The organism is Dysgonomonas sp. GY617 (genome assembly GCF_015233815.1).
In the GTDB taxonomy this organism is placed as follows: Bacteria; Bacteroidota; Bacteroidia; order Bacteroidales; family Dysgonomonadaceae; genus Dysgonomonas_A.
The window spans coordinates 102,897-124,044 of the sequence record NZ_JADCLR010000001.1 but is presented as its reverse complement, the minus strand read 5'-3'; the positions used below and the strand labels follow the sequence as shown (position 1 = coordinate 124,044).

Genomic DNA, 21,148 nt, shown 5'->3' with positions numbered 1-21,148 from the left:
TTAGTTATTTCAAAATCGCCCCCTTATCGGTGGTCTACCTTTTTTGAAATAAAATTTCCTAAAGTCTGAATAATAAATACCAATACAACCAAAAGCACCAATACTACATTCATAACCGTAGTATCATAACCTACATAACCATATTGATAACCAACCTGACCTAAGCCTCCTGCACCTACTGCACCACCCATTGCTGAATATCCTACAAGAGTAATTAGAGTAATAGATGCACAATTGATGAGCGAAGGCATCGCCTCAGGTAATAGTACTTTCCGTATGATTTGAAAAGGAGTAGCTCCCATTGCACGCGATGCTTCCACCAACCCCGAAGGTACTTCGAGCAGACTATTTTCAACCATACGGGCTATAAATGGGGCTGCACCAATACTTAGAGGAACTAATGCGGCTTCTACTCCGATAGAAGTTCCTACAATCAGACGGGTAAAGGGAATCATCCAAACAATAAGTATAATAAATGGTATGGCTCTGAATATATTTACAAAGAATGCCAAAGTCTTATTTACGGACTTATTGTCTCTTATTTGTCCTTTACTTGTTATAAAAAGCGAGACTCCAATAGGTAATCCCAATACAAAACCAAAGAAACCAGAAACAAAAGTCATGACAATTGTTTCCCAAGTTCCTTTTATTAATATCTCTATCATCGAATCAGACATAGCCTAATACCTCCACTTTAATATTCTTACTTTTCAAAAATTCTATTGCCCGATTCTCATTTTCGGCGGAACTGATAAATTCTACAAGCATTACTCCAAATTTCATACCTCCTACATAATCCATACGGGCATTAATTATATTACTGTCTATTTCGAACAGGCGTGCTACTTCCGATAATACAGGTGCATCTACCGATTGCCCTGTTATTTCGAGCTGCAATAAAGGATGTTTTCCTGCTTGAGGCAAAGCAACCAGATTTTCCTGATAATCGGCTGGTATCTCCATATGCAGAGAAGATGCAATAAATCGTTTGGTTAGAGCTGCTTTTGGATGCGAAAAAATATCGGCAACCGTTCCCTGCTCTATCAATTGTCCATCGCTGATAACAGCAACTTCATCACAGATTTCTTTTACCACATCCATTTCGTGAGTGATAAGAAGAATAGTAATATCCAAACGCTTATTTATCTCTTTCAGTAACGATAGTATAGAGCGAGTGGTTGCAGGGTCAAGAGCACTTGTTGCCTCATCACACAACAAGACCTTAGGATTACTTGCCAAAGTTCGGGCAATGGCTACACGCTGTTTCTGACCTCCCGATAGTTTAGAGGGATAGTCATTCGCCTTCTCTTCAAGTCCTACTAAGTTAAGCAGTTCCTTTACACGTGTAATTATCTCCGATTTTGGAGTTTTATCTAATTCTAACGGAAAAGCAATATTGTCGAATACTGTTCGTGAAGACAGAAGGTTAAAATGCTGAAATATCATTCCAATATTTCGCCTTGCTTTTGCCAACTGCGATTCCGACATTCGAGTCAGATTTTGTCCATCCACATACACTTCACCCGAACTCGGACGCTCCAACAGATTCGCACAACGGATAAGCGTGCTTTTGCCCGCTCCCGATTCACCTATCACTCCTACAATCTTACCCTTAGGCACATAAAGCGAAACACCCGAAAGTGCTGTTGTGGTGCGGTCTTTTTGTTTAAATACCTTTGTTATATCTTTTAGCTCTATCATTGGGCTAATTATTTTTCTATCTATTTGAATAACAAAGTAACAAAAAATTATCAAGGTCACCGACCTATTTATTATTTTTACGGTCATTATTGACGAAGACGTTATGCTTAACGTTTTCATTTAAAGTCGCAGACCTTTTTATTGCTTTGTAGGCATAATAACGACAAGTTGTTATGGTAATAAAATATCAGTTTAGAAATTTAGCGTTATCTAGTATCATATTTCACAGAACCTTAAACATCATGAAAAAACATCTTGTATCATTTCTTTTCTTATTTATTATTCTCGGAACAAGTGCTTCTGCACAAATAAAAGTAGCTTGTATAGGCAACAGCATTACATTCGGGTCGGGCGTGAAAGATAGAGCCCAAAACAGCTATCCTTCGGTATTGGGACAAATGCTAGGTAACGAATACGAAGTCCAAAACTTTGGCATTAGTGCACGAACAGCACTCAACAAAGGAGATCATCCTTATATGCAGGAACAAAAATTCAGAGATGCACTAGCATACAATCCTGATATTTTTGTCATTAAACTGGGGACTAATGATTCTAAACCTCAAAACTGGATCTACAAAGATGAATACAAAAATGATCTAACAACAATGGTTAAAGCCTTTCAGCAATTGCCATCACAACCTCAAATATATCTATGCTATCCGGCTAAGGCATACACTACTCAATGGGGTATTAATGATAGCATTATTGTGAACTATATAATCCCTTTCATTACCGAAGTTGCTGAGGAATGTAATACTAAAATCATAAATCTGCACACGCCGACAAGCAATATGAAAGAAAATTTCCCCGATCAGATACATCCTAATGAATTAGGCACCCGTGTTTTAGCTAGAGAAGTATATTATGCTATAACAAGAAAAGATTGAGTAAAGCGCACTTTATTTCCTTAAGTTTGTTCTAAGAGGAGAAACCAATCACTTATTTCGAAATGAGAAAGCTTTTGTATCTACTTGTTTTATCAACAATCTTCACAATAGGCTGTTCCGAAAAACCTCAGATAAAAATAGCCTGTGTTGGTGATAGCCTCACTTATGGATTAGGAGTTGAAGATATTACAAAAGACAGCTACCCCGCTATATTAGGACAAATGATGGGAGACGCTTACCGCGTTCGCAACTTCGGATCCAATCGAAGAGCAGTAATAAACAAAGCAGACTACCCCTATATAAATGAGAAGATCTACAATGAAGCTCTGAAATTCGACCCTGACATTGTCGTCATTATGCTTGGAACAAATGATACAAAACCCAATAATTGGCTATACAAGGATGATTACAAAAAGGATATGGAATCGTTAGTAGAATCATTTCAAAAGCTATCTTCTCACCCTCAGATATATCTTTGTTATCCACTAAAACCCCATACTGACCCAAAAGGGCATCGAGGTATTAGTGATAGTATCATTGTATCCTATATTATACCTTATATTAACGAAGTAGCTCAAGAGTATAATCTTAAAGTTATCAATACTTATACTCCACTGAGCAACAGCCCAGAACTATTCCCCGACTCTGTGCATCCCAATAAAGAAGGGAACAAAGTTTTAGCAGAGGTAATCTATAAAAGAATTGCAAAGAATAAGAATTAATCAGTAAATGTATTCTACTTCAAAGGCTATTGTCACTGCAAATAATACACATCATCACCTTATTATTGAATTACTGTTTCTCTATTTAAAAAAGAAAAGTGTATTTTTGTAATTAAGTTCTAATTATAGCAATAAAAAGAAGACTAAGTTTTAATCTGATGATTGATAAAATAAACAAACTACTATCTGATATAGAAGAAGTAAAGGCTACCAACCTTCAAGAGTTGGAAGATCTGCGTATCAAATTTTTAAGTAAAAAAGGTGCGATTTCTGTTCTTATGGACGATTTCAGAAATGTAGCAGCAGAAGAGAAAAAAGTACTCGGCATGAGACTTAATGAGCTAAAGAACAAAGCTCAGGACAAAATCAATGAATTAAAAGAAAATCTGGAGAACTCAAACTCTACAGAGGAAACTATAGACCTTACCCGTACAGCTTACCCTGTACAACTGGGAAGCCGTCATCCACTTTCGTTGGTAAAAAAAGAAATCTGCGATATATTTAAACGCTTAGGTTTTTCTATTGCCGAAGGACCCGAGATTGAAGACGACTGGCATGTATTCTCGTCTCTAAACTTTGCAGACGATCACCCTGCACGCGATATGCAGGACACGTTCTTCATTGCCCGTAGTCCCGAAGTAGTATTGCGTACGCATACTTCATCGGTACAAACACGTGTAATGGAAAAACAAGAGCCTCCTATCCGCATTATTTGTCCCGGACGTGTATATCGTAACGAGGCTATTTCATACCGTGCACATTGTTTCTTCCATCAAGTAGAAGCTCTTTATATTGATAAAAACGTATCGTTTGCCGATTTGAAACAAGTATTGCTTTTCTTCGCAAAAGAAATGTTTGGTGCAGATACAAAAATACGCTTGCGTCCTTCGTATTTCCCATTTACTGAACCTAGTGCCGAAATGGATATTTCTTGTAACATATGTGGAGGTAAAGGTTGTCCTTTCTGTAAACACACAGGATGGGTAGAGATATTAGGCTGCGGAATGGTAGATCCTAACGTTTTAGAAAATTGCGGTATTGACAGTAAAGTATATACAGGATATGCCCTAGGTATGGGGATTGAGCGTATTACTAACTTAAAATATAGAGTTAAAGATTTACGTATGTTCTCTGAAAACGATGTACGTTTCTTGAAACAATTCGAAAACGCACAGTAAGAATAAGATATGAGATATATTATTTATTGTCTGCTATCTCTTATTCTACTAAGTAGTTGCAGTTCAGGAAAAATATCAACCACTGAAACAAAACCTACGGAGGCTATTATTTTCGGAAGACTAAGTATCTATAAAGATAACTCAATAAAGCCGCAAGATATATGGGTACATTTTAATGAGCGGAATTGGGGTAAAACTCTAGCAAGAATTGATGACAAAGGATATTTTATGGCTAAAGTTCCTTTAGGAAAGAATCATATAGCAATGCTGGCATATAGCAATAAATATGCCAACCTGCCTAAAAGCTATATAAGTATAGATATAGAAGATTCTAACACCGTTTATTATGTAGGGGATATTTATATCAATTGGAGTCCTAACCATGGGGAGCAAAGATCAAATCAAGGTCTTCTAGGTACTTTAGTTGAAAATAGTAAGGATGGTAAACGCATACCTGCAAGTGTAAAAAGTTCAGAGTCTACAATAAACTATTTTAAACAAATGTTTCCGGAAAACACCAAAGAAATAGAGACTAAGCTAATAATAATTGAATAACAGCAATAATAAAATTAGAATATGAAAAAACTATTACTCTTATTCGTTGGATCTTTATTTTTTATTTCTTGTCAAGAGACAGTAAAAGAAACTATGATAACAACCGCATCAAAACATAAAAACGAAGTGGTAGAAGCGATTAAAAATCGTAGAAGCATTCGATCGTATAAACCTGAGCAAATAGATCAGGCACAACTAGATACTATTATCGATTGTGGAATAAATGCACCAAGTGCTTTAAACAAACAAACGTGGGAAGTTCGTGTAATTCAAAATGCAGATCTTTTGAATCGCATCAACAGTAGTTTTGTTGAAAAAGCGAAAGGAAAAGACTTAAAAGGTAGTGCTTCACGTTCACAAGAGCCCGGTTTTAGTGTATTTCATGGCTCACCTACTCTTATAATTGTAGGTAGAGAGAAGAATAATCCAACAAGCTTTGTAGATTGTGGCTTATTAGCACAAAACATACTACTTAGTGCCGAGTCAATGAATATCGGAACATGTACTATCGGCAATATGGCTAGTATTCTAAACGACCCGGATGCTAAAGAATTCTTAAAGGAAATCAATATGCCTGATACACACGAAGTAGCTTTTGGTATTGCAATCGGCTATAAAAACGAAAGTCACGAAGCTAAACCAAGAGACGCCAGCAAAGTACAATATATTAAATAAGAGATCTTAATTAATTATATTCATATAAATAGGCTTTCAAATTGATATTGAAAGCCTATTTTTTCACCATCGTTTTATGGTTGTAAGCTATGTGGCTTTAAAGTTCTTCTTTAAATCTGTCAACCTTTAACCCATCGACAATAACTTTCCCGAAAAACATGGATACTGGTCTTACCCATATACCATATTCACCATAGAGAGCTTGGTAAACCACCATATCTTCTAAAGTCTCGCTGTGCTTAGCCATACTTATAAACTTGTAACGATTGCCCTTAAAATGCACAAAGAAACGTTCTTTTGTTGTTGAATCCATAGATTTGGTAATTAAGGTGCAAATATAAAAGAGTTTTTCCTGACACGAGACCTTTTTATTACATTTGCAATACAATTAAGGCTGCAAACCTTTTTAGCGTTGTAAGCTACGATAGTAACAATAGATTATATAAAAAATTGCTGAACAAACAATTGCCGGTTATTTAATTATCATACAATAGTAAACTCATGAAGAATATTACTCTCTTTATATTGGCAATATTTACTTTATTGGTCTGCACAAGCAGCAAACCCATAAAGACAAAGCCTAATGAAGCAATCGTATTTGGTCGCTTTATTTTAGATAATAATTCGGATATAGACCATGAAAAGATTGAATTACAATTTCTAAGAAGCCCGAGAGGTACATCTAAAGTGAAGGTCGGCAAAGATGGTTTCTTCTGTCTGAAAATGCAGATTGGAAATACTCTTACCGACTTTATTCAATACAAAGACGGTGGAACTTTCCGTAAGATACTTACAAACAGTTGTCTTACATTATCCTTTAATGAGACTGACAAAGTCTATTATGTAGGTGATATTTTCATGAAGTGGACACCAACCGACAGAGATAAAATTAAAAAAGGCTTTTCGCTGGGTGTAGGAATGGGCAATAACAGTATGGGAGGGTCTTTTGCAATACCCATTGGAGAGAACTACACACCGGGTGAAGACTGCCCTGAAATAACAATCAGAGAAACGCAGGAAACTATCGACCAGTTCCACCAAATATATCCCGATGATAATAGAGAGGTGATAATACAATTCATGGATCTCAACTAATAATCAACCTTTTAGGAAGATAACTTTCGATACAAAAAAGATAAGGATGTATATTCTTATCTTTTTTTATTAAATTTGCCAACCTTATCAGAACTATTAAGTCTTCGGACTTCTTCATTACTTTGGTAGATGTCATAGCCAAAGTATGTTACAATATAATATGACAATAAACAGTTGAAAGTACTTAATAAAAACAAAATGAAAGCATTTGTATTTCCAGGTCAAGGTGCACAATTCGTAGGAATGGGTAAAGACTTGTACGAAACATCTCCCGTAGCTAAAGATTTATTCGAAAAAGCGAATGAGATTCTTGGATTTCGCATTACCGATTTAATGTTCAGCGGTACAGACGAAGACTTACGCCAAACTAAAGTAACCCAGCCAGCTATATTTTTACATTCAGTAATTCTTGCTAAAACTTTAGGTGAAGAATTTAAACCCGATATGGTAGCAGGTCACTCTTTAGGTGAATTTTCGGCTCTTGTAGCGGCTAACTCTTTATCGTTTGAGGATGGCTTGAAACTTGTCTATAAACGTGCTTTGGCTATGCAAAAAGCTTGTGAGCTAAATCCTTCGACAATGGCTGCCGTACTTGGTTTACCTGACGAAAAGGTAGAAGAAGTATGTGCTTCTATTACTGACGAGATTGTAGTTCCTGCGAACTATAACTGCCCAGGACAGATTGTTATTTCGGGTACAAATGCAGGTATAGATAAAGCTTGCGAACTATTGAAAGAAGCTGGTGCTAAACGTGCTCTTAAACTAAGTGTGGGTGGAGCATTTCACTCTCCATTGATGAATCCGGCTAAAGAAGAATTAGAGAAAGCAATCAACGAGACTCAATTCTCTAAACCTATTTGCCCAGTTTATCAAAACGTAACAACAGTTGCTGAAACTGAACCAGAAGCAATCAAGAAAAATCTTATCGCTCAATTGACTGCTCCTGTTAAATGGACTCAATCGGCAGAGCATATGATTGCTGACGGTGCTACTGAATTTGTAGAACTAGGACCAGGTGCTGTTCTTCAAGGTCTTGTTAAAAAGATCAACAAAGAAATCGCAACAAGCGGAAAACAATAAGGTTTACAGATCTTTTATTACTTTTCGGAGTAATAATTAGAGTCTACCTAAAGTGATAATCGCAATGCAAATTGAATAATACAATTTAGCATTTATTAGATATAAAAATAAGGCGTCCCCGAAAGAGATGCCTTATTTTTGTTTTATCTTATACTATTCTTATTTCAATATAGGGCTGCCTACGGGCACTATATTCTTTCCGAAAAAGCTATTCAGATACTTTGCTGCCAAGATATAAAATGTAAGCAACGATATAGCCAACTCTGCGTAAGCTGCTACTGCATGCCACGCATGACCACAACCAAAAGAATCTAAAGCTAAGCCTAAAAACAAGACTACGATTAATATCAAAAGAACAAACATCGCTTTCGACATTTTAAGCCCCGATATGGTAAATACAATTGTCAATATCATGTAACCGACAAAGACAAAACCCAATTGTTTTACATCGACAGCTTGAGCCAATGTTTCGCCAAAACAACCAAGCTTGATCAACCAACTCATAGCCATACCCTTAGATTTGTGTTTATAAAACGCTTCAATAATAAACATTAAAATTTACGGTCATGGAAATTGAAAACGGTTATGAAATTATTGACTTTAAAGGTCAGAAATATTTAGTATTAGAGGACTTTTCTACTACTGATACTTGTGGTAAATGTTGTTTCGATATTAAAGAAATTATCGGTAACGGCAAATTGGCTTCTGCGTGTGATATTCCCGATTCTATATTCGCATGTTCTCCTATTTCTCGCCCAGACAAGCGTTCTGTAATCTTTAAGAAGTTAAGATAAAGTTTCTAGCAGTCTAATTAAAATCTCACATTTTTCTCACTAAAAATATTTTTCAATTAAACTGCTGTACTCATTTATCTAAAATATATACCGTGTGTTTGTTGTGTGTGTTTTTATGACCCTGAAAGGTAGGTGAACTAGATAGCCATATAGAGATAATGCTCTAAAGTAGGTTGTAGTCCTACCTTTCTTTAATTGAAGGGACTTAAATAGAAATTTAGCATACGGTGCAATTAAGGGTTATAAGTGATTCAAAAGAGGTCATAAGCATTGAATTACATTAATAATGAAAAGCATGAAAAAACATTTTATTGGTATTGACATTTCTAAACGTACACTTGATGTGTGCGTGTATTCTCCTTTAATTAATCCTGAAAATTATACTCAGGTTACTAATGATTCACTTGGTTTTAAAACATTGCTAAAATGGTTTAAATCTAAGTCTTTTTCATTTTCTGATATCGTCATATGTATGGAACATACAGGTATTTATGGTTTAGATATCAGTCTCTTTTTTGAAGCAAATTCTTTAGACTATTGTATGATTTCGGGTTACGAAATGAAACATAGTGTAGGTTTTGCTCGTGGAAAAAGCGATAAGGTCGATTCTTTCCGTATAGCTCATTATTGCTATCTATATCGTGAAGAATTAAAATATAGTCGTGTTAAAAGTAAAGTTCTTCTTTCACTTCGTGATCTTATGTCAGAGCGACGTAGCTGTGTAAAGCGTGCGTCTCAATGTAAAGCGTATTTAACTGAACATAAGAAAAATACAGATTCTTCCGGTTATAGTCGTTATTCTCGTGAACTGAAATATCTTAATACTTTCATTCATGAGATTGAGAAAGAACTGATATTGATTATAGAGTCTGATTCGGACTTGTATAATACTTATAAACTGATTACAAGTATAGTCGGTATTGCTCTTATCAATGCTGTTAATGTTCTCTTATATACTAATAATTTTGAGGCATTTGATAATGCTCGTGAATATGCCTGTTATTGTGGTATAGCCCCTTTTTCTAAGCAGTCAGGTACTAGTATTAATAGTCCTGCTAAGACAGATTCGATGTGTAATAAGACTCTTAAGTCTGAACTTACACAAGCTTCTTTATCTGCCATTGTACACGATTCAGAATTACGTATGTATTACCAGCGAAAGTTGATGTCTGGTAAGCATCCCGGTGTTATTCTGAATGCTGTAAAATTCAAGCTTTTAGAGCGCATTTTTGCGGTTGTAAAGCGTGGCACTCCTTATGTAAAATTGTCTACTTATTCCTCTTAATGTATTGTTTCTCAATTGTTTAATTTAATATTTTTTAATAATGAAAGTTTACGAAGGTTCAAACAATGTAAGCGACTTGCAAATTGAAAATGGCGCTTACTATCTTTTATTTGACGTGACAAAAAGTACGGGTTACCCGGACTTACCAAGCTTTTTTGGGGACCTTAATTTGTCTACTACGGACGAATTGAAGGTATTATACACCTCTCGCTCAGCTGGTCAACGTTCTTTGATTCCGTCTCTTCCTGTATTTCCATTGGCTGTTGCTGCAACTATGGGACCTGATGAAATTATAGCTTATCGTCAAGGCGGTTCTACTAACCCAACTTACATTAATCGCGTGGTATTCCGTGTTTTTGTTGGTGCTGGTGGTGCTCTTGCCTTGGATGATAATGCTTATTTGTCTGTATCCACAGGTTTTGGCGAAGCTGCTAATAATCTTCAAAAGTTGGTTATTTCAGCGGTCGACACAACCAAAACCACTCTTGCGTATATGTATGAGGTAGTGCATTTGAATGCAAAAAGCCAAAAGTCAATAGACTTAGCGAATTGCAATCAAATCATTCTACCTAAACAGCTGGATGACTTCCAATTAAAAGCTAAAGATAGCTTATATAGTGTTAACTGGTCTCGTCGAGAAATTGAATCAGTTGCACGCGGTCAAAATGACTTGCTTGCCTTGATCGGTTCAGGTGTGTCTGGTGTTCGCACTATTTTAGGTGAGAATCATACCGTTGATTTAGGCTTTATTGGAGATACGACTGTTCCCGGTGGTACGTATTACGATGCTCTGGGAATAACATCTTTCGAATCTGTAAAGATTACGACTGAGTTCGACGATCGTGTCTATTTGCTTCGTGCTGTGGACACATCTAATGTGTAATCTGTAACTCAATTTATTATGAGTATTTTCAAAAGTATAGGGAAAGCATTAGGCAGCGCGGTTAAGGTTACCGGTAAAATTGCCGGTACTGCCGTTAAGTCGGTCGCTGCTGTAGCTTCTCCCTTAGTATCAAAAATTCCCGTTGTCGGGCAAATTTATGATACTGCGACAAGTCTTGTCGGTGTTGATCCTGTTCGCCTGTTGGGAAATTCTGTAGGGGCTTTAGTTTCCGGTGGTAACATCGGAAAATCTCTAGCTTCCGGTTTTCAGGATTCTCAAACAGGTGCGGGTGTAGTTGGTATTATTCGACAAAGTCAGCATTCTAAGAGCGATTCTTTACCTGAGTATAGTTCAGAAGAACCGGGTGTTTACACCTACTCGGATGGTTCTTACGCTTATACGGTTGACGTCGATGGTAGGGTGACTTATCAGCCTTCGGAGCTTACTAATGCTGTAGACTTTGTTCAGTCTGATAATGGTGCGTTGCTTTCTATTCCCGGCTCATTGTCAGGAAAACAAAAGTATATACAGACATTGTTAGACTCCTATGGTGACCCTCTAGGGGTTGATAAAGCGTCTATGACTATGAGCGAAATGAACAATTTCGTATCGTCGTCAGAACCTTTAAGCGGTGCCCAACAAAGTAACTTGCTTGCTTTGGATGTCGTTAATAAATCCCCTGAAGCATTGGCTTATACTTCTCAAGCTTTAGCACAAACAACGGGCAAACCTGCTGTTGATTGGATTGCTATACTTACAGGGCTTTGGAATACTGCTAAAAAGGCAAATATTCCGGGCGTGTCCAATGCTTTAATTAAAGCAGAAGACCAAGCCGTCGGTGTCGTGACGGATATTGCAGAAGAAACTGCCGTACAAAAAATAGCTCGTATTGTTCGCAATTACGGTATTTGGATTTTTGGCGGTGTTATTTTGCTGTTTGCTCTTTTACTCACTTCTAAGCGTCGTTAATTTCGATTCTGACAGGATTGGGGGTATAGGGGGTGAAACCCCAATAGACACGGCGAAAAGCCGTTAAGGACACTATCCAAGATAGATATACTAATTAAAAACGGTAGAGGTTGTTAAAATATTAACAAAAAGTCAACCCTGCCTAAACCAATAAAAAAAAATATTTATTTATGAAAAAGATTATTAAGTACATGGCTTTGTTTGCAATCGTTGCAACGGCTACAAAAGCGTTCGTAGATGCTTTTACTCCGGAATATGAAAGCTGGAAAGAAAAATTTCCACCGGAACCAGAAATAGAGGATGACGAAGAGTCCGGCGACGTTGCTGCTAATGCTGTTCAAGCATCCGATTTGTTTAAATCAGAGTCGGAAGACTACTTAAATAAGAAAGGAGTAGACTAATGGCTAGATTTAGAAGAAGTTTCGGTCGTTTTTATTCGGGTTTTCGTAGACGTTTTAGTGGCTTTAGAGCTCGTTATCGCAGACGTCGCAGGCGTCGTTCTTATAGTAGAAAGCCGAACTACATTAAGTGGCTTATAGGTCTGTTGATCTTAGGCGGTGCTGGTTTCTTTGCTTGGAAAAAATTTTTAAAGAAAAAATAACCATGCAAAGTAAAGGTTCAAATAGTTTGATTATAGTGGGTATACTCGCTATAATCGGGCTTTTGGTCTATATCTTTTTTTTTAAAGAAAAGACGAAAGCCCAAAACGGTGGTTTGGTTGTTCCGCTAACGCCTGGTAGTCCTCCATCTACGGCAAACAATCCTTTAGCTCCCCAGGACATCAGTAATGTGTCTTACACTCCGCCCCCTGTTATAACTATGCCCACAGAGGGCACAGGTTCGGCAGGTTTTGATTCTTCTCAATTAGAAGTGTTAAAAACGGATGGTAATGCACTTTCACAACGTTCAAATAATCCCGGGGCGTTGTTTTGGGATGGAGTAACAAATTGGAAAGGTTTAGATTCTATCAGAAGTAAAGCGGGTCAGATCATTTATTTCGATACAGTTGATAATGGAGTAAGAGCTCAATGTATGACGCTTAAGAATTATTCTAAAAAGCATGGTATTTATACCCTCAATTCATTAACTGCACGCTATGCACCTTTAGGTCATGGTGGAAATAATCCGATCGCTTATGCGCAAACTCTGGCGTCTTATCTTGGTATTGAGCCAACCACTGCGTTTAATTTGGATAGTAACCGGGAGTTACTCGCTGGTGTTGCTTATTATATACATCGTGTTGAAGCTGGTTACTTTTGGGTACCACGTTCTAAGTTTTTAGAGTGGGCACCAAAAGTGTAAGATGTAGTTTAATAATTGAATAAAATAGGAGGCGCTATGACTGTAAGTCCGTCTCCTATTTTTTAAAAAGTAAAATTTATGAAAATTTCAAATTACTTAAAATCGTTTAATGTTATAGGTATTATTCTTTGGTTGCTTTTGGCTGTTGTTATTTACTATTTAGTAAAGTATGGCTTGCGTCAAATTGGGCGTCTTTTTGGAATTTCATCTAATCCAATGAAAGACATTACAGATGCTGAACGAGATGCTATAACCAAGGATTCGTCTAAGTTTATGACTAATGGGTTATTTACTTATCGTTCAGGTGCGACTTGGTTATATACGAAAATGTATCCTAGCGGTAATTGGTTCTCATCTACGGATCATTCCGATGTTGGCAATTTTATGTTAAAGGTTTCTCCTGCTGAATATGTCTTTTTGTCGAACGTATATATATTGTATAAGGATGCAAATCATATATGGTATAATTTGACTGGGAAAGGTGAAACTTTGACCGAAGACCTTCGGGACTTGTTTAATTCTTCTGAGGAAGATAGATATTTGTCTCATTTGTCGGCTGTTTTGTAGGATGTGAATAGTTTTTAGTTTCTTATTCTAGCTCTGGTTAATCTATCTATTTCTATGTATTCAGGGTTTATGTTGAAGCTTTTAATATATAGTTTTTGAAATGTGTTTCTTTTTATTTTCTCTTTATGCTGGACGTATATAGTTTGACCTGCTTTTATGAATCTTTCTATAGATATTTCTTTTTGTTCTGCTTTCTCTGATATAGCATTTATATGCATGTTATATATTCCGTCGTATATATCAGTGTTTGTTAGTCTATATGTTATTTCTATAGAAGGTTCTTCCCAAAGGAAAGCGTCTATTCTTCTGTAATTTATTTGATTATTTTCGAGATTGTATGATAGTCTTATCAATTCAGTTTTTGGTTTGTTTTCTGATTCTATTGCTGTTATTATATTTTGTCCTATTAAGTATATTATGCACAAGCTTGTAATTGTGCCTATTGCGATTAGAATCTTGATTAATGTTTTCATTTTGATGTTTTGTTTAGTTAAAATTTTTGTAAATATAAAAAATAAAAAGTTATGAAAAAATATCTATTTGTTTTCAATCCTGGAACGGAATGTGAGTATGCTGAAGAAATAAGTTTTAGTAATAAGGCTTCTTTAGATTCTTATATTCTGTTTTTAACTATTCGTGGTTTTTCTTTTGATTATATAGGCTCTAGGAAATACCATAAAGATAATCCGGCTTATCTTCCAACGAATAAAAATTCGATTACAAATGCTTTAAAAAGTTAATAATTATGGCACAGTTTATTTTCAAGTTTCTGCGCGCAGATGGTAGCGTAGTGGCTACCCGCAAAAAGAATTTCCTTTATTCTTCTTTGGCTTACGGTTACGCTCAGACTCTGTTAAATTCTTCTTATGGCGATGTGGATAGTATCGACGTTAAGAGAGCTACTAGCGATAGTACAACAAAGAAGAAATCAGGTGTTACAGACATTCGTGCTGCTCTTCGTGCTGAACTGGCTCGAATTGAGTCGAAAAAGAAAAAACGAAAAAAATAGTAAGTCATGAAAGAAAAAAAAGAGTTAAGAGCCTGGCTCTTTATTTGTTTTGTTGTTTCTGAACGTAAATACGTGTGTCATGTTATTGCAACTCCTTTATTCTCTACTGCTCTGCAGGAACATGCTGCTTTATTTCCTTCGCATCATGTTGTATTCTCTCTTCAAGTTCCTTTATACCTGGCTGAATACATTGGGAAAGAACTGCAATATTTCTTTAAAGACAGCGAAGCGGTTTATAAGGAATTTGTACGTTTAGTAAATTCCTCTCAAGGTGTTATTATTGCTCCTGTTAAGACCTATAACGGTCTTGTACCTCTTAGTTTCAGCGATGTAAGCAAATGTTTTTGTTTGTCACGCTGGAACGGTGAGTATTACGAAAATGCCCAGGCATTTATATTATCTCCTGCCCTGGTTGAATTCTTTAATTTCTTATTCTTCCAACGTCAGGACGTTAACCCTTTAAACTTATTTAAAGTATGACATATAGAAAATTAGCAGACACGCAAACAGTATATACTTTGCGTGTCTATCGTTGTCTCCCTCTTTTAGATTCAGTTGGTCAGCAAGTTGATAATTCTATGATTTTTCGTGTCGAAAAGCCGTTTATTCTGCTTCATGCCTTTATAGCTGATAACTCGGACGATGAAGACCGCGACAGTAATTTAGAGCAAGGGTTAACTAACGCTTTGCTCTATTTAGAAAATCATCCTATTGTTCAGGTTGCTAATGTTGCTAATATTAGCAATTTCGCGATATCAGCAAATCAGTATATAGTTAATGATATCCGAAAGGATAAAATGACAGATAGGCAATTTGTGTTTGTTCTGTTGTGCGAAAACTTTTAAAATCTAAAGATTATGCCAAGAAAATTTCGTCTTACCTGGAAGGGTAGCCCCCAGGAACAATTAGATGTTCTTCAACAATTGTTATTGGAACAACAAGAAACTAACAGACAGTTGTCTATCGCTAACAGTACCTTAAATTCAATTAATGGTGGTGTTGGCAATCTTAATATTAAAATGGATAATCAGTTATTGTTATCACAACAAATATCTGATAATACGAGTTGTGCTTGTAATGCTCTTAATGAGATCAATGGTAAAATTGATGAGATTATAGAGATCATTGAAGGTACTCAACCCGCTTTATATGACTTTAGACTGTATTCATCTGCTCATATAGTAACCGCAACTGATCTTGCAGTCGGTTATGTTGATATACCAGGTGTGTCGACTAAAAACGGTGCGAACTTTTTTAGTTTGTCATCTGATCATCCTGAGTTAGTTTCTGGTTATTCAGAATCTCCAACTGCTGATTTTATCAGGTTTAATTTAAATACTGCAGGTTTTACAGGTTCTTTTGTTACGCCTTTGACTATTTTCCAAGCAGAGAGCAATATAGTACAAACTATCAGATTTGAGTATTACGCTGCTCCCTCTGTTCCTGACACTTTACAGGTTATAACACCTCCTTCTCCTATTGAGTATCTTGATACCAGGACGAAGTTAACTGTTGATGTCTTAAGTTATGTCGGTGGTGTTCCTGAACCTCCTTTAGTTACTGACCCCTGGACTATCGACACTATTACGACTTATGTTGATGGTTCAGGTCGTACAATATACAGAATAGTACTAGCGATGACGGGTATAACTACATTTGAGGCTTTACTTGATGTCAGTGTATATCTGACTTTCAATAATTCAAATGACGCTGTTGCTTGTACTTTTGATATTGTAACACCTGACAATTTTGGTGTTGATGCGTATGCTCCTGCAGGAAATTATTATATTGCTCCGGATGGTACTAAGGGCTTCAATCCTTTAGACGTGGATGCTGCAGTATCGTTTTATTTTGTTCAAAACTACCTGTCTTATAAAGATGGTGGTGTTGAGAATGTTGATTATCGTTTGATGACTGACGCCCTTACTAACTGGACTATTTACTTGAATGCCGATGGCGTTGAAGGTGTAGACGGTTTAGTCTGTTTAGGAGACGGTTATTCTCATAATCAAATTCAAGCCCCTGCTACTTACTGCAGTCTTGTTTATCCTGATGATTGGAAATTTATTATTGATCGTTATGATTATTCTTTAGAGGCTCGTTTTGTGTATTATTTGTTCCCCGGTTTTAGACTGATGTTAGGCGATACAGTTAATATACCTACAGACGCAGAGCTTTCTATTCCTCTTGCTCCTTGTCCGCCTCTTGCTCCCGGTGGTTATCCTGTTGAATGTCATCTACCATCATCAATAATAGTTCTTCCCGGCTCTTATGCTGGTCCTATGGTTGTCGGTAATGCTATTGATATGACTCTGGATTTGACTTCTGAACAAATTAAAGAGCTTATAGGATATAATGATACACCGTTATATGATCTTGCAGGTTCTTGGGCTGTTCAGTTAGAGCCCGGTTCTATGATTGCTACGTATTCTTATCAATTGTATTTGGTAGTTGATAGGCTTGCTATTTGGATGGAATTAGATATTTATCCGTCCTAATTAAATTTAGTTAGTATTTTCTCTAAAACAATGTGCGTTTTACACTTTTAGAATTTAATGGAAAACTTTCATCCATTCAAAATTGAAAATAAGAATTATCCATTCTTAGACTTCAAGACAGAATTACCTGATTTAATAAGCTACACAGAACGTTTCACATCAAATACAAGAAACAGAAACCTCTTTTAAAATTTTCGTTTTGGAAAACTTCATTCAAAATTGTTGATAAATAATTTTCCATTTTAAGCAACTTTCTCATTTTTTATTCACAACTTTGTCATTAGTTATTGGTGTCACTAATCCTATTTCTTGGATGGGTGATGAAAAGGGAATCAGGTGTAAATCCTGAACAGACCCGCTGCTGTAAACTCTACAACAGTCTTGAAACAAATCTCAAACCACTGTTTCGATTTTGAAACGGGAAGGATGTTTCTAAAGACAGAGTAAGTCAGAAGACCTGCCGATAAAAGTAAAAGTTTTGTCTTTCGAGGATTAAGGGCAATTCAACACGAAGTAAAATTCAGTTTTAAATATGTATTGGTATCAGCCTCAACCTTCATTCCTCTCAAGGGAATGACTATGGCATCGGCTTCCTTTATCTATCTATAAACCTGTTTTTATACTGACCATACAATCCAAAAGTAAAAAAGAAAAGCTTTATCAATAAGAAAGCTTCAGTAAATAGATTCAATAACAAACTAAAAATTACAATTATGGAAAAGATATGTCCACGCTGTACAACAGCTTTCAGATGCAGAGAAGACAGAGTTGAATTGTGCAGTTGCTCAAAAACAGCTAAAGTTATAGGTGTACGCGATTATGTAAAAGAAACTTACGAGAGCTGCCTTTGCCCTAAATGTCTGCAAGAAGCTAGCAGCACCTTTTATAATATTGGTGTAAATCCCAAATTTTTAAATAAGAAGAAAGCTGTTTAAGGGTATAAACCTCAGCTATATTATATTCTTCATTTATTTTATTATCCTACTTAATAGAAGCAATTCCTATGGACTTTTCAGAAATTCTTATCACAAAAAGAGATGGTAAACAAGAAGTATTTTCAATTGAGAAAATAAAAAATGCTGTCACCAAATCATTCAGAGCGAGTAGCATCTCCGACTCGGAACGCGAAATGTATGAGATTTCGTTTGCTGTTGCCAATGAAATTAAAAAGCCAACCATTACGGTTGAAGAGATACAAGATCTGGTAGAAAAAGAATTGATGAGAAGAAATCCTAAGGCTGCCAAAAAGTATATCATATATCGTGAATGGCGCAATGTGGAACGCCATAAGAAAACGCATATGAAACATATTATGGACGGAATTGTTTCTATTGAGAAGAACGATGTAAACCTGAGCAATGCAAACATGTCGGCTCATACTCCTGCTGGACAGATGATGACTTTTGCATCGGAAGTTACAAAGGATTATGCCGAAAAATATCTGGTAAATCCCGAATACACTCTTGCCCACAAAAACGGAGATATTCACATTCACGACCTCGATTATTACCCGACTAAAACTACTACTTGTATTCAATACGATCTGGACGATCTTTTTGAGAAAGGATTCAGAACCAAAAATGGAAGTATCCGTACACCTCAATCCATACAAAGCTACGCTACGTTGGCTACCATTGTTTTTCAAACCAATCAGAATGAACAACATGGAGGACAATCTATTCCCGCTTTCGATTTTTTCATGGCAAAGGGTGTACTCAAGTCCTTTCAAAAACATCTGGCTTCTAATATTACCTTATTATATCAACTTGAAGATCAAAGCATCAATGAGCAGGATATAAAGAAGATCGTTAAGAGCTTAGTATCAAGTATCAATATACCCGATAATGAGAAAGAAGAACTGCTTAAAGCACTCAATATTCAATCGGAAGTACTTAATATAAAAAACCTAAATGCTCTCATTCACCGTTCTGTTGAAACAACCCGAAAGGATACCCATCAGGCAATGGAGGCCTTTATTCACAACCTCAACACCATGCATTCCAGAGGAGGTAATCAGGTAGTATTCAGCTCTATTAACTACGGAACAGATACTTCGCCCGAAGGCAGAATGGTTATTCAAGAATTACTGGCTGCTACAACCGAAGGATTGGGAACGGGCGAAATCCCTGTATTTCCCATACAAATATTTAAGGTAAAGAAAGGCGTATCTTATAGCGAGTCCGATTATGAAGCAGCAATCTCCAATTTTGAAGATGCTCTCGCGGGGAAAATGAAATTTAAGTCTCCCAACTTTGATCTTCTGATTGAAGCTTGTCGCACTACTTCGGTAGCACTTTTCCCTAACTTTATGTTTTTGGATGCACCTTTCAACCTACATGAGAAATGGAAAGCCGACGACCCTAAACGATATATGTACGAAACTGCAACAATGGGATGCCGCACCCGTGTATTTGAAAACTTACATGGTGAAAAATCGTCTTTAGGGCGTGGAAATCTATCTTTTACTTCGCTCAATCTACCCCGTTTGGCTATTGAAGCACATCAGAAAGCTGAGAACTTGTTTCCCGAAAAAGACAAACAAGGTGTTCAGGAAGAGGCTAAGAAAATACTTTTATCCTCTGTTAGATTGATGTCTGAAATGATCGCCGAACAGCTGTATGATCGCTATCAGTATCAACGGACAGCTCTGGCAAGACAGTTTCCTTTTATGATGGCTAATAATATATGGAAAGGTGGCGACGCTTTAGATTCGAACGAAGAGGTAGGTAATACCATCCAAAGCGGCACTTTAGGCATTGGCTTTATCGGAGGGCACAATGCAATGGTTGCCATATATGGCGAAGGGCATGCCATCAATAAAAAGGCTTATGATACTCTTTATGATGTTATCCAAGAAATGAATAAGGTAGCCGAAGAATATAAAGCAAAATACAAGCTGAATTATTCTGTATTGGCAACTCCCGCCGAAGGTTTATCGGGCAGATTCACCAAGATAGACAGAAAGAAATACGGTGTAATTGATGGCGTTACAGATCGTGACTACTACGTTAATTCATTCCATATAGATGTAAAGGAGCATATAAAAGTAGCCGATAAGATTAAATTGGAGGCCCCCTTTCATGCAATTACCAAAGGTGGACATATAACTTATGTGGAACTGGATGGAGAAGCAAAGAAAAACATATCGGTAATACTCAAAATTGTACACCTGATGCATAAAGAGAATATTGGATATGGCTCGATCAATCACCCCATAGATACTTGTCGAAAATGTGGCTATAAGGGAATGATTTATGCAGAATGTCCCTTATGTAAAAGCGAAAACATTACACGTATGCGTCGCATAACGGGATATCTTACGGGAGATTTAGATTCGTGGAACTCAGCAAAACAAGCTGAAGAAAAAGACAGAATAAAACATGTTTAAAGACCCATTACATATATTGAAGATATACGAAGAAACGATATCCGATGGCGAAGGGCTTCGTTATTCCATCTATCTTTCGGGCTGCAAACATCGTTGCAAAGGCTGCCACAACGAAAGTAGCTGGAATCCAAGTGCAGGAACACCTCTTTCGAAGGGATGGTTACTCGAAATAATAGAAGATATAAAGTCTAACCCGTTACTTGATGGCATAACTATTTCGGGAGGCGATCCGTTTTTCTATCCTCAATCGCTTGTTACCCTCTTAAAAACATTAAAGGAACAAACGAAGCTAAACATCTGGTGCTATACCGGTTATACTTACGAAGACATTCTCGCTAAAAAAGAATTACATGCTTGTCTCACCTACATTGACGTACTGGTAGATGGCAGATTTGAGAAAGAGAACTACTCTCCTACCCTATCCTTTAGGGGAAGTACAAACCAAAGGATTATAAAATTGAATAAATTACATCCTTGTCGGGAGAAATATTCTATAATTGACAAAAAGTGCAGCGAACTTCCTGTGTAAAAAATACCTTTACTTTTAAAACAGCCTCTTT

At 36.6% G+C, this 21,148-nt stretch carries 27 protein-coding genes and 1 riboswitch; of the genes, 22 read left to right on the top strand and 5 right to left on the bottom strand.

Features of this window, described 5'->3' with window-relative positions:
- Positions 1-23: 23 nt before the first annotated feature.
- Positions 24-665 (bottom strand): methionine ABC transporter permease MetI, encoded by a 642-nt coding sequence (gene metI, locus IR022_RS00450; RefSeq protein ID WP_242052994.1) that lies wholly within the window; start codon positions 663-665, stop codon positions 24-26.
- Between the two features lie 4 nt (positions 666-669).
- On the bottom strand, positions 670-1,701 hold the full coding sequence (gene metN, locus IR022_RS00445; RefSeq protein ID WP_194202204.1) for a methionine ABC transporter ATP-binding protein MetN: 1,032 nt from the start codon (positions 1,699-1,701) through the stop codon (positions 670-672).
- Between the two features lie 242 nt (positions 1,702-1,943).
- Between metN and IR022_RS00440 the strand changes: the two genes are divergently transcribed.
- The 5 genes from IR022_RS00440 (at position 1,944) to IR022_RS00420 (ending at position 5,718) form a co-directional block, all read left to right on the top strand.
- Positions 1,944-2,588, top strand: coding sequence for a GDSL-type esterase/lipase family protein (locus IR022_RS00440; protein ID WP_194202203.1), 645 nt, complete (start codon positions 1,944-1,946; stop codon positions 2,586-2,588).
- Between the two features lie 62 nt (positions 2,589-2,650).
- The gene (locus IR022_RS00435) at positions 2,651-3,310 is read left to right on the top strand and encodes a GDSL-type esterase/lipase family protein (protein WP_194202202.1); all 660 of its coding nucleotides are present in this window, start codon (positions 2,651-2,653) and stop codon (positions 3,308-3,310) included.
- Between the two features lie 158 nt (positions 3,311-3,468).
- Positions 3,469-4,488 (top strand): phenylalanine--tRNA ligase subunit alpha, encoded by a 1,020-nt coding sequence (gene pheS, locus IR022_RS00430; protein ID WP_050710773.1) that lies wholly within the window; start codon positions 3,469-3,471, stop codon positions 4,486-4,488.
- Between the two features lie 9 nt (positions 4,489-4,497).
- Positions 4,498-5,043 (top strand): hypothetical protein, encoded by a 546-nt coding sequence (locus tag IR022_RS00425; RefSeq protein WP_194202201.1) that lies wholly within the window; start codon positions 4,498-4,500, stop codon positions 5,041-5,043.
- 21 nt (positions 5,044-5,064) lie between these two features.
- Entirely contained in the window at positions 5,065-5,718 is a 654-nt protein-coding gene (locus tag IR022_RS00420) for a nitroreductase family protein (protein ID WP_194202200.1), read from the top strand.
- A gap of 97 nt (positions 5,719-5,815) precedes the next feature.
- Here the strand turns inward: IR022_RS00420 and IR022_RS00415 are convergent, their stop codons facing one another.
- A complete protein-coding gene (locus IR022_RS00415; protein WP_194202199.1) occupies positions 5,816-6,031 on the bottom strand; it encodes a DUF1653 domain-containing protein in 216 nt (71 codons plus the stop codon).
- A gap of 188 nt (positions 6,032-6,219) precedes the next feature.
- Here IR022_RS00415 and IR022_RS00410 point away from each other — a divergent pair, with 188 nt between their 5' ends.
- Both IR022_RS00410 and fabD read left to right on the top strand, forming a co-directional pair.
- Positions 6,220-6,813: a hypothetical protein gene (locus IR022_RS00410; protein WP_194202198.1), complete on the top strand. Its 594-nt coding sequence runs from the start codon at positions 6,220-6,222 to the stop codon at positions 6,811-6,813.
- A gap of 198 nt (positions 6,814-7,011) precedes the next feature.
- On the top strand, positions 7,012-7,893 hold the full coding sequence (gene fabD, locus IR022_RS00405) for an ACP S-malonyltransferase (protein ID WP_050710778.1): 882 nt from the start codon (positions 7,012-7,014) through the stop codon (positions 7,891-7,893).
- Positions 7,894-8,052: 159 nt separating this feature from the next.
- On the opposite strand, the gene IR022_RS00400 is transcribed toward fabD, so the two are convergent.
- Complete coding sequence (locus IR022_RS00400; protein WP_194202197.1) at positions 8,053-8,397, bottom strand: GPR1/FUN34/YaaH family transporter; 345 nt, start codon at positions 8,395-8,397, stop codon at positions 8,053-8,055.
- A gap of 62 nt (positions 8,398-8,459) precedes the next feature.
- On the opposite strand from IR022_RS00400, the gene IR022_RS00395 reads away from it, so the two are divergent.
- The 7 genes from IR022_RS00395 to IR022_RS00365 all read left to right on the top strand — a co-directional run bounded on the left by IR022_RS00395 (position 8,460) and on the right by IR022_RS00365 (position 13,693).
- On the top strand, positions 8,460-8,687 hold the full coding sequence (locus tag IR022_RS00395) for a hypothetical protein (protein WP_194202196.1): 228 nt from the start codon (positions 8,460-8,462) through the stop codon (positions 8,685-8,687).
- 295 nt (positions 8,688-8,982) lie between these two features.
- Positions 8,983-9,972: an IS110 family transposase gene (locus IR022_RS00390; protein WP_194202195.1), complete on the top strand. Its 990-nt coding sequence runs from the start codon at positions 8,983-8,985 to the stop codon at positions 9,970-9,972.
- A 169-nt stretch (positions 9,973-10,141) separates the two neighbouring features.
- Positions 10,142-10,855, top strand: coding sequence for a hypothetical protein (locus tag IR022_RS00385; RefSeq protein ID WP_194202194.1), 714 nt, complete (start codon positions 10,142-10,144; stop codon positions 10,853-10,855).
- 201 nt (positions 10,856-11,056) lie between these two features.
- On the top strand, positions 11,057-11,824 hold the full coding sequence (locus IR022_RS00380) for a hypothetical protein (protein ID WP_194202193.1): 768 nt from the start codon (positions 11,057-11,059) through the stop codon (positions 11,822-11,824).
- Between the two features lie 170 nt (positions 11,825-11,994).
- Positions 11,995-12,225, top strand: a complete 231-nt coding sequence (locus tag IR022_RS00375; RefSeq protein WP_194202192.1) for a hypothetical protein — start codon at positions 11,995-11,997, stop codon at positions 12,223-12,225.
- A gap of 235 nt (positions 12,226-12,460) precedes the next feature.
- Positions 12,461-13,126, top strand: a complete 666-nt coding sequence (locus IR022_RS00370; RefSeq protein WP_206759615.1) for a hypothetical protein — start codon at positions 12,461-12,463, stop codon at positions 13,124-13,126.
- Between the two features lie 78 nt (positions 13,127-13,204).
- Positions 13,205-13,693 carry a hypothetical protein gene (locus IR022_RS00365; RefSeq protein ID WP_194202190.1) on the top strand — a complete coding sequence of 163 codons (489 nt, stop codon included), beginning with the start codon at positions 13,205-13,207 and terminating at the stop codon, positions 13,691-13,693.
- A gap of 14 nt (positions 13,694-13,707) precedes the next feature.
- Here IR022_RS00365 and IR022_RS00360 read toward each other — a convergent pair whose 3' ends face one another.
- Entirely contained in the window at positions 13,708-14,166 is a 459-nt protein-coding gene (locus tag IR022_RS00360; RefSeq protein ID WP_194202189.1) for a hypothetical protein, read from the bottom strand.
- 51 nt (positions 14,167-14,217) lie between these two features.
- Here IR022_RS00360 and IR022_RS00355 point away from each other — a divergent pair, with 51 nt between their 5' ends.
- From IR022_RS00355 to nrdG, 8 genes are all read left to right on the top strand, one after another.
- The gene (locus tag IR022_RS00355) at positions 14,218-14,433 is read left to right on the top strand and encodes a hypothetical protein (protein ID WP_194202188.1); all 216 of its coding nucleotides are present in this window, start codon (positions 14,218-14,220) and stop codon (positions 14,431-14,433) included.
- A 5-nt stretch (positions 14,434-14,438) separates the two neighbouring features.
- The gene (locus tag IR022_RS00350; RefSeq protein WP_194202187.1) at positions 14,439-14,702 is read left to right on the top strand and encodes a hypothetical protein; all 264 of its coding nucleotides are present in this window, start codon (positions 14,439-14,441) and stop codon (positions 14,700-14,702) included.
- 6 nt (positions 14,703-14,708) lie between these two features.
- Entirely contained in the window at positions 14,709-15,182 is a 474-nt protein-coding gene (locus IR022_RS00345; RefSeq protein ID WP_194202186.1) for a hypothetical protein, read from the top strand.
- Positions 15,179-15,547 carry a hypothetical protein gene (locus tag IR022_RS00340; RefSeq protein WP_194202185.1) on the top strand — a complete coding sequence of 123 codons (369 nt, stop codon included), beginning with the start codon at positions 15,179-15,181 and terminating at the stop codon, positions 15,545-15,547. Before IR022_RS00345 ends, IR022_RS00340 begins: the two co-directional genes overlap by 4 nt.
- Positions 15,548-15,559: 12 nt before the next feature.
- Entirely contained in the window at positions 15,560-17,200 is a 1,641-nt protein-coding gene (locus IR022_RS00335) for a hypothetical protein (protein WP_194202184.1), read from the top strand.
- A 271-nt stretch (positions 17,201-17,471) separates the two neighbouring features.
- Positions 17,472-17,680, top strand: a riboswitch (cobalamin riboswitch).
- 233 nt (positions 17,681-17,913) lie between these two features.
- A complete protein-coding gene (locus IR022_RS00330; RefSeq protein ID WP_050710780.1) occupies positions 17,914-18,135 on the top strand; it encodes a cysteine-rich CWC family protein in 222 nt (73 codons plus the stop codon).
- A gap of 68 nt (positions 18,136-18,203) precedes the next feature.
- Positions 18,204-20,588: an anaerobic ribonucleoside triphosphate reductase gene (locus IR022_RS00325; protein WP_194202183.1), complete on the top strand. Its 2,385-nt coding sequence runs from the start codon at positions 18,204-18,206 to the stop codon at positions 20,586-20,588.
- The gene (nrdG, locus tag IR022_RS00320) at positions 20,581-21,117 is read left to right on the top strand and encodes an anaerobic ribonucleoside-triphosphate reductase activating protein (protein ID WP_194202182.1); all 537 of its coding nucleotides are present in this window, start codon (positions 20,581-20,583) and stop codon (positions 21,115-21,117) included. Before IR022_RS00325 ends, nrdG begins: the two co-directional genes overlap by 8 nt.
- Positions 21,118-21,148: the final 31 nt, after the last annotated feature.

Bases quoted from the DNA above. Each gene is read 5' to 3' on its own strand.
- metI (WP_242052994.1), bottom strand. From the start codon at position 665: ATGATAGAGATATTAATAAAAGGAACTTGGGAAACAATTGTCATGACT.
- metN (WP_194202204.1), bottom strand. From the start codon at position 1,701: ATGATAGAGCTAAAAGATATAACAAAGGTATTTAAACAAAAAGACCGC.
- IR022_RS00440 (WP_194202203.1), top strand. From the start codon at position 1,944: ATGAAAAAACATCTTGTATCATTTCTTTTCTTATTTATTATTCTCGGA.
- IR022_RS00435 (WP_194202202.1), top strand. From the start codon at position 2,651: ATGAGAAAGCTTTTGTATCTACTTGTTTTATCAACAATCTTCACAATA.
- pheS (WP_050710773.1), top strand. From the start codon at position 3,469: ATGATTGATAAAATAAACAAACTACTATCTGATATAGAAGAAGTAAAG.
- IR022_RS00425 (WP_194202201.1), top strand. From the start codon at position 4,498: ATGAGATATATTATTTATTGTCTGCTATCTCTTATTCTACTAAGTAGT.
- IR022_RS00420 (WP_194202200.1), top strand. From the start codon at position 5,065: ATGAAAAAACTATTACTCTTATTCGTTGGATCTTTATTTTTTATTTCT.
- IR022_RS00415 (WP_194202199.1), bottom strand. From the start codon at position 6,031: ATGGATTCAACAACAAAAGAACGTTTCTTTGTGCATTTTAAGGGCAAT.
- IR022_RS00410 (WP_194202198.1), top strand. From the start codon at position 6,220: ATGAAGAATATTACTCTCTTTATATTGGCAATATTTACTTTATTGGTC.
- fabD (WP_050710778.1), top strand. From the start codon at position 7,012: ATGAAAGCATTTGTATTTCCAGGTCAAGGTGCACAATTCGTAGGAATG.
- IR022_RS00400 (WP_194202197.1), bottom strand. From the start codon at position 8,397: ATGAGTTGGTTGATCAAGCTTGGTTGTTTTGGCGAAACATTGGCTCAA.
- IR022_RS00395 (WP_194202196.1), top strand. From the start codon at position 8,460: ATGGAAATTGAAAACGGTTATGAAATTATTGACTTTAAAGGTCAGAAA.
- IR022_RS00390 (WP_194202195.1), top strand. From the start codon at position 8,983: ATGAAAAAACATTTTATTGGTATTGACATTTCTAAACGTACACTTGAT.
- IR022_RS00375 (WP_194202192.1), top strand. From the start codon at position 11,995: ATGAAAAAGATTATTAAGTACATGGCTTTGTTTGCAATCGTTGCAACG.
- IR022_RS00365 (WP_194202190.1), top strand. From the start codon at position 13,205: ATGAAAATTTCAAATTACTTAAAATCGTTTAATGTTATAGGTATTATT.
- IR022_RS00360 (WP_194202189.1), bottom strand. From the start codon at position 14,166: ATGAAAACATTAATCAAGATTCTAATCGCAATAGGCACAATTACAAGC.
- IR022_RS00355 (WP_194202188.1), top strand. From the start codon at position 14,218: ATGAAAAAATATCTATTTGTTTTCAATCCTGGAACGGAATGTGAGTAT.
- IR022_RS00350 (WP_194202187.1), top strand. From the start codon at position 14,439: ATGGCACAGTTTATTTTCAAGTTTCTGCGCGCAGATGGTAGCGTAGTG.
- IR022_RS00345 (WP_194202186.1), top strand. From the start codon at position 14,709: ATGAAAGAAAAAAAAGAGTTAAGAGCCTGGCTCTTTATTTGTTTTGTT.
- IR022_RS00340 (WP_194202185.1), top strand. From the start codon at position 15,179: ATGACATATAGAAAATTAGCAGACACGCAAACAGTATATACTTTGCGT.
- IR022_RS00335 (WP_194202184.1), top strand. From the start codon at position 15,560: ATGCCAAGAAAATTTCGTCTTACCTGGAAGGGTAGCCCCCAGGAACAA.
- IR022_RS00330 (WP_050710780.1), top strand. From the start codon at position 17,914: ATGGAAAAGATATGTCCACGCTGTACAACAGCTTTCAGATGCAGAGAA.
- IR022_RS00325 (WP_194202183.1), top strand. From the start codon at position 18,204: ATGGACTTTTCAGAAATTCTTATCACAAAAAGAGATGGTAAACAAGAA.
- nrdG (WP_194202182.1), top strand. From the start codon at position 20,581: ATGTTTAAAGACCCATTACATATATTGAAGATATACGAAGAAACGATA.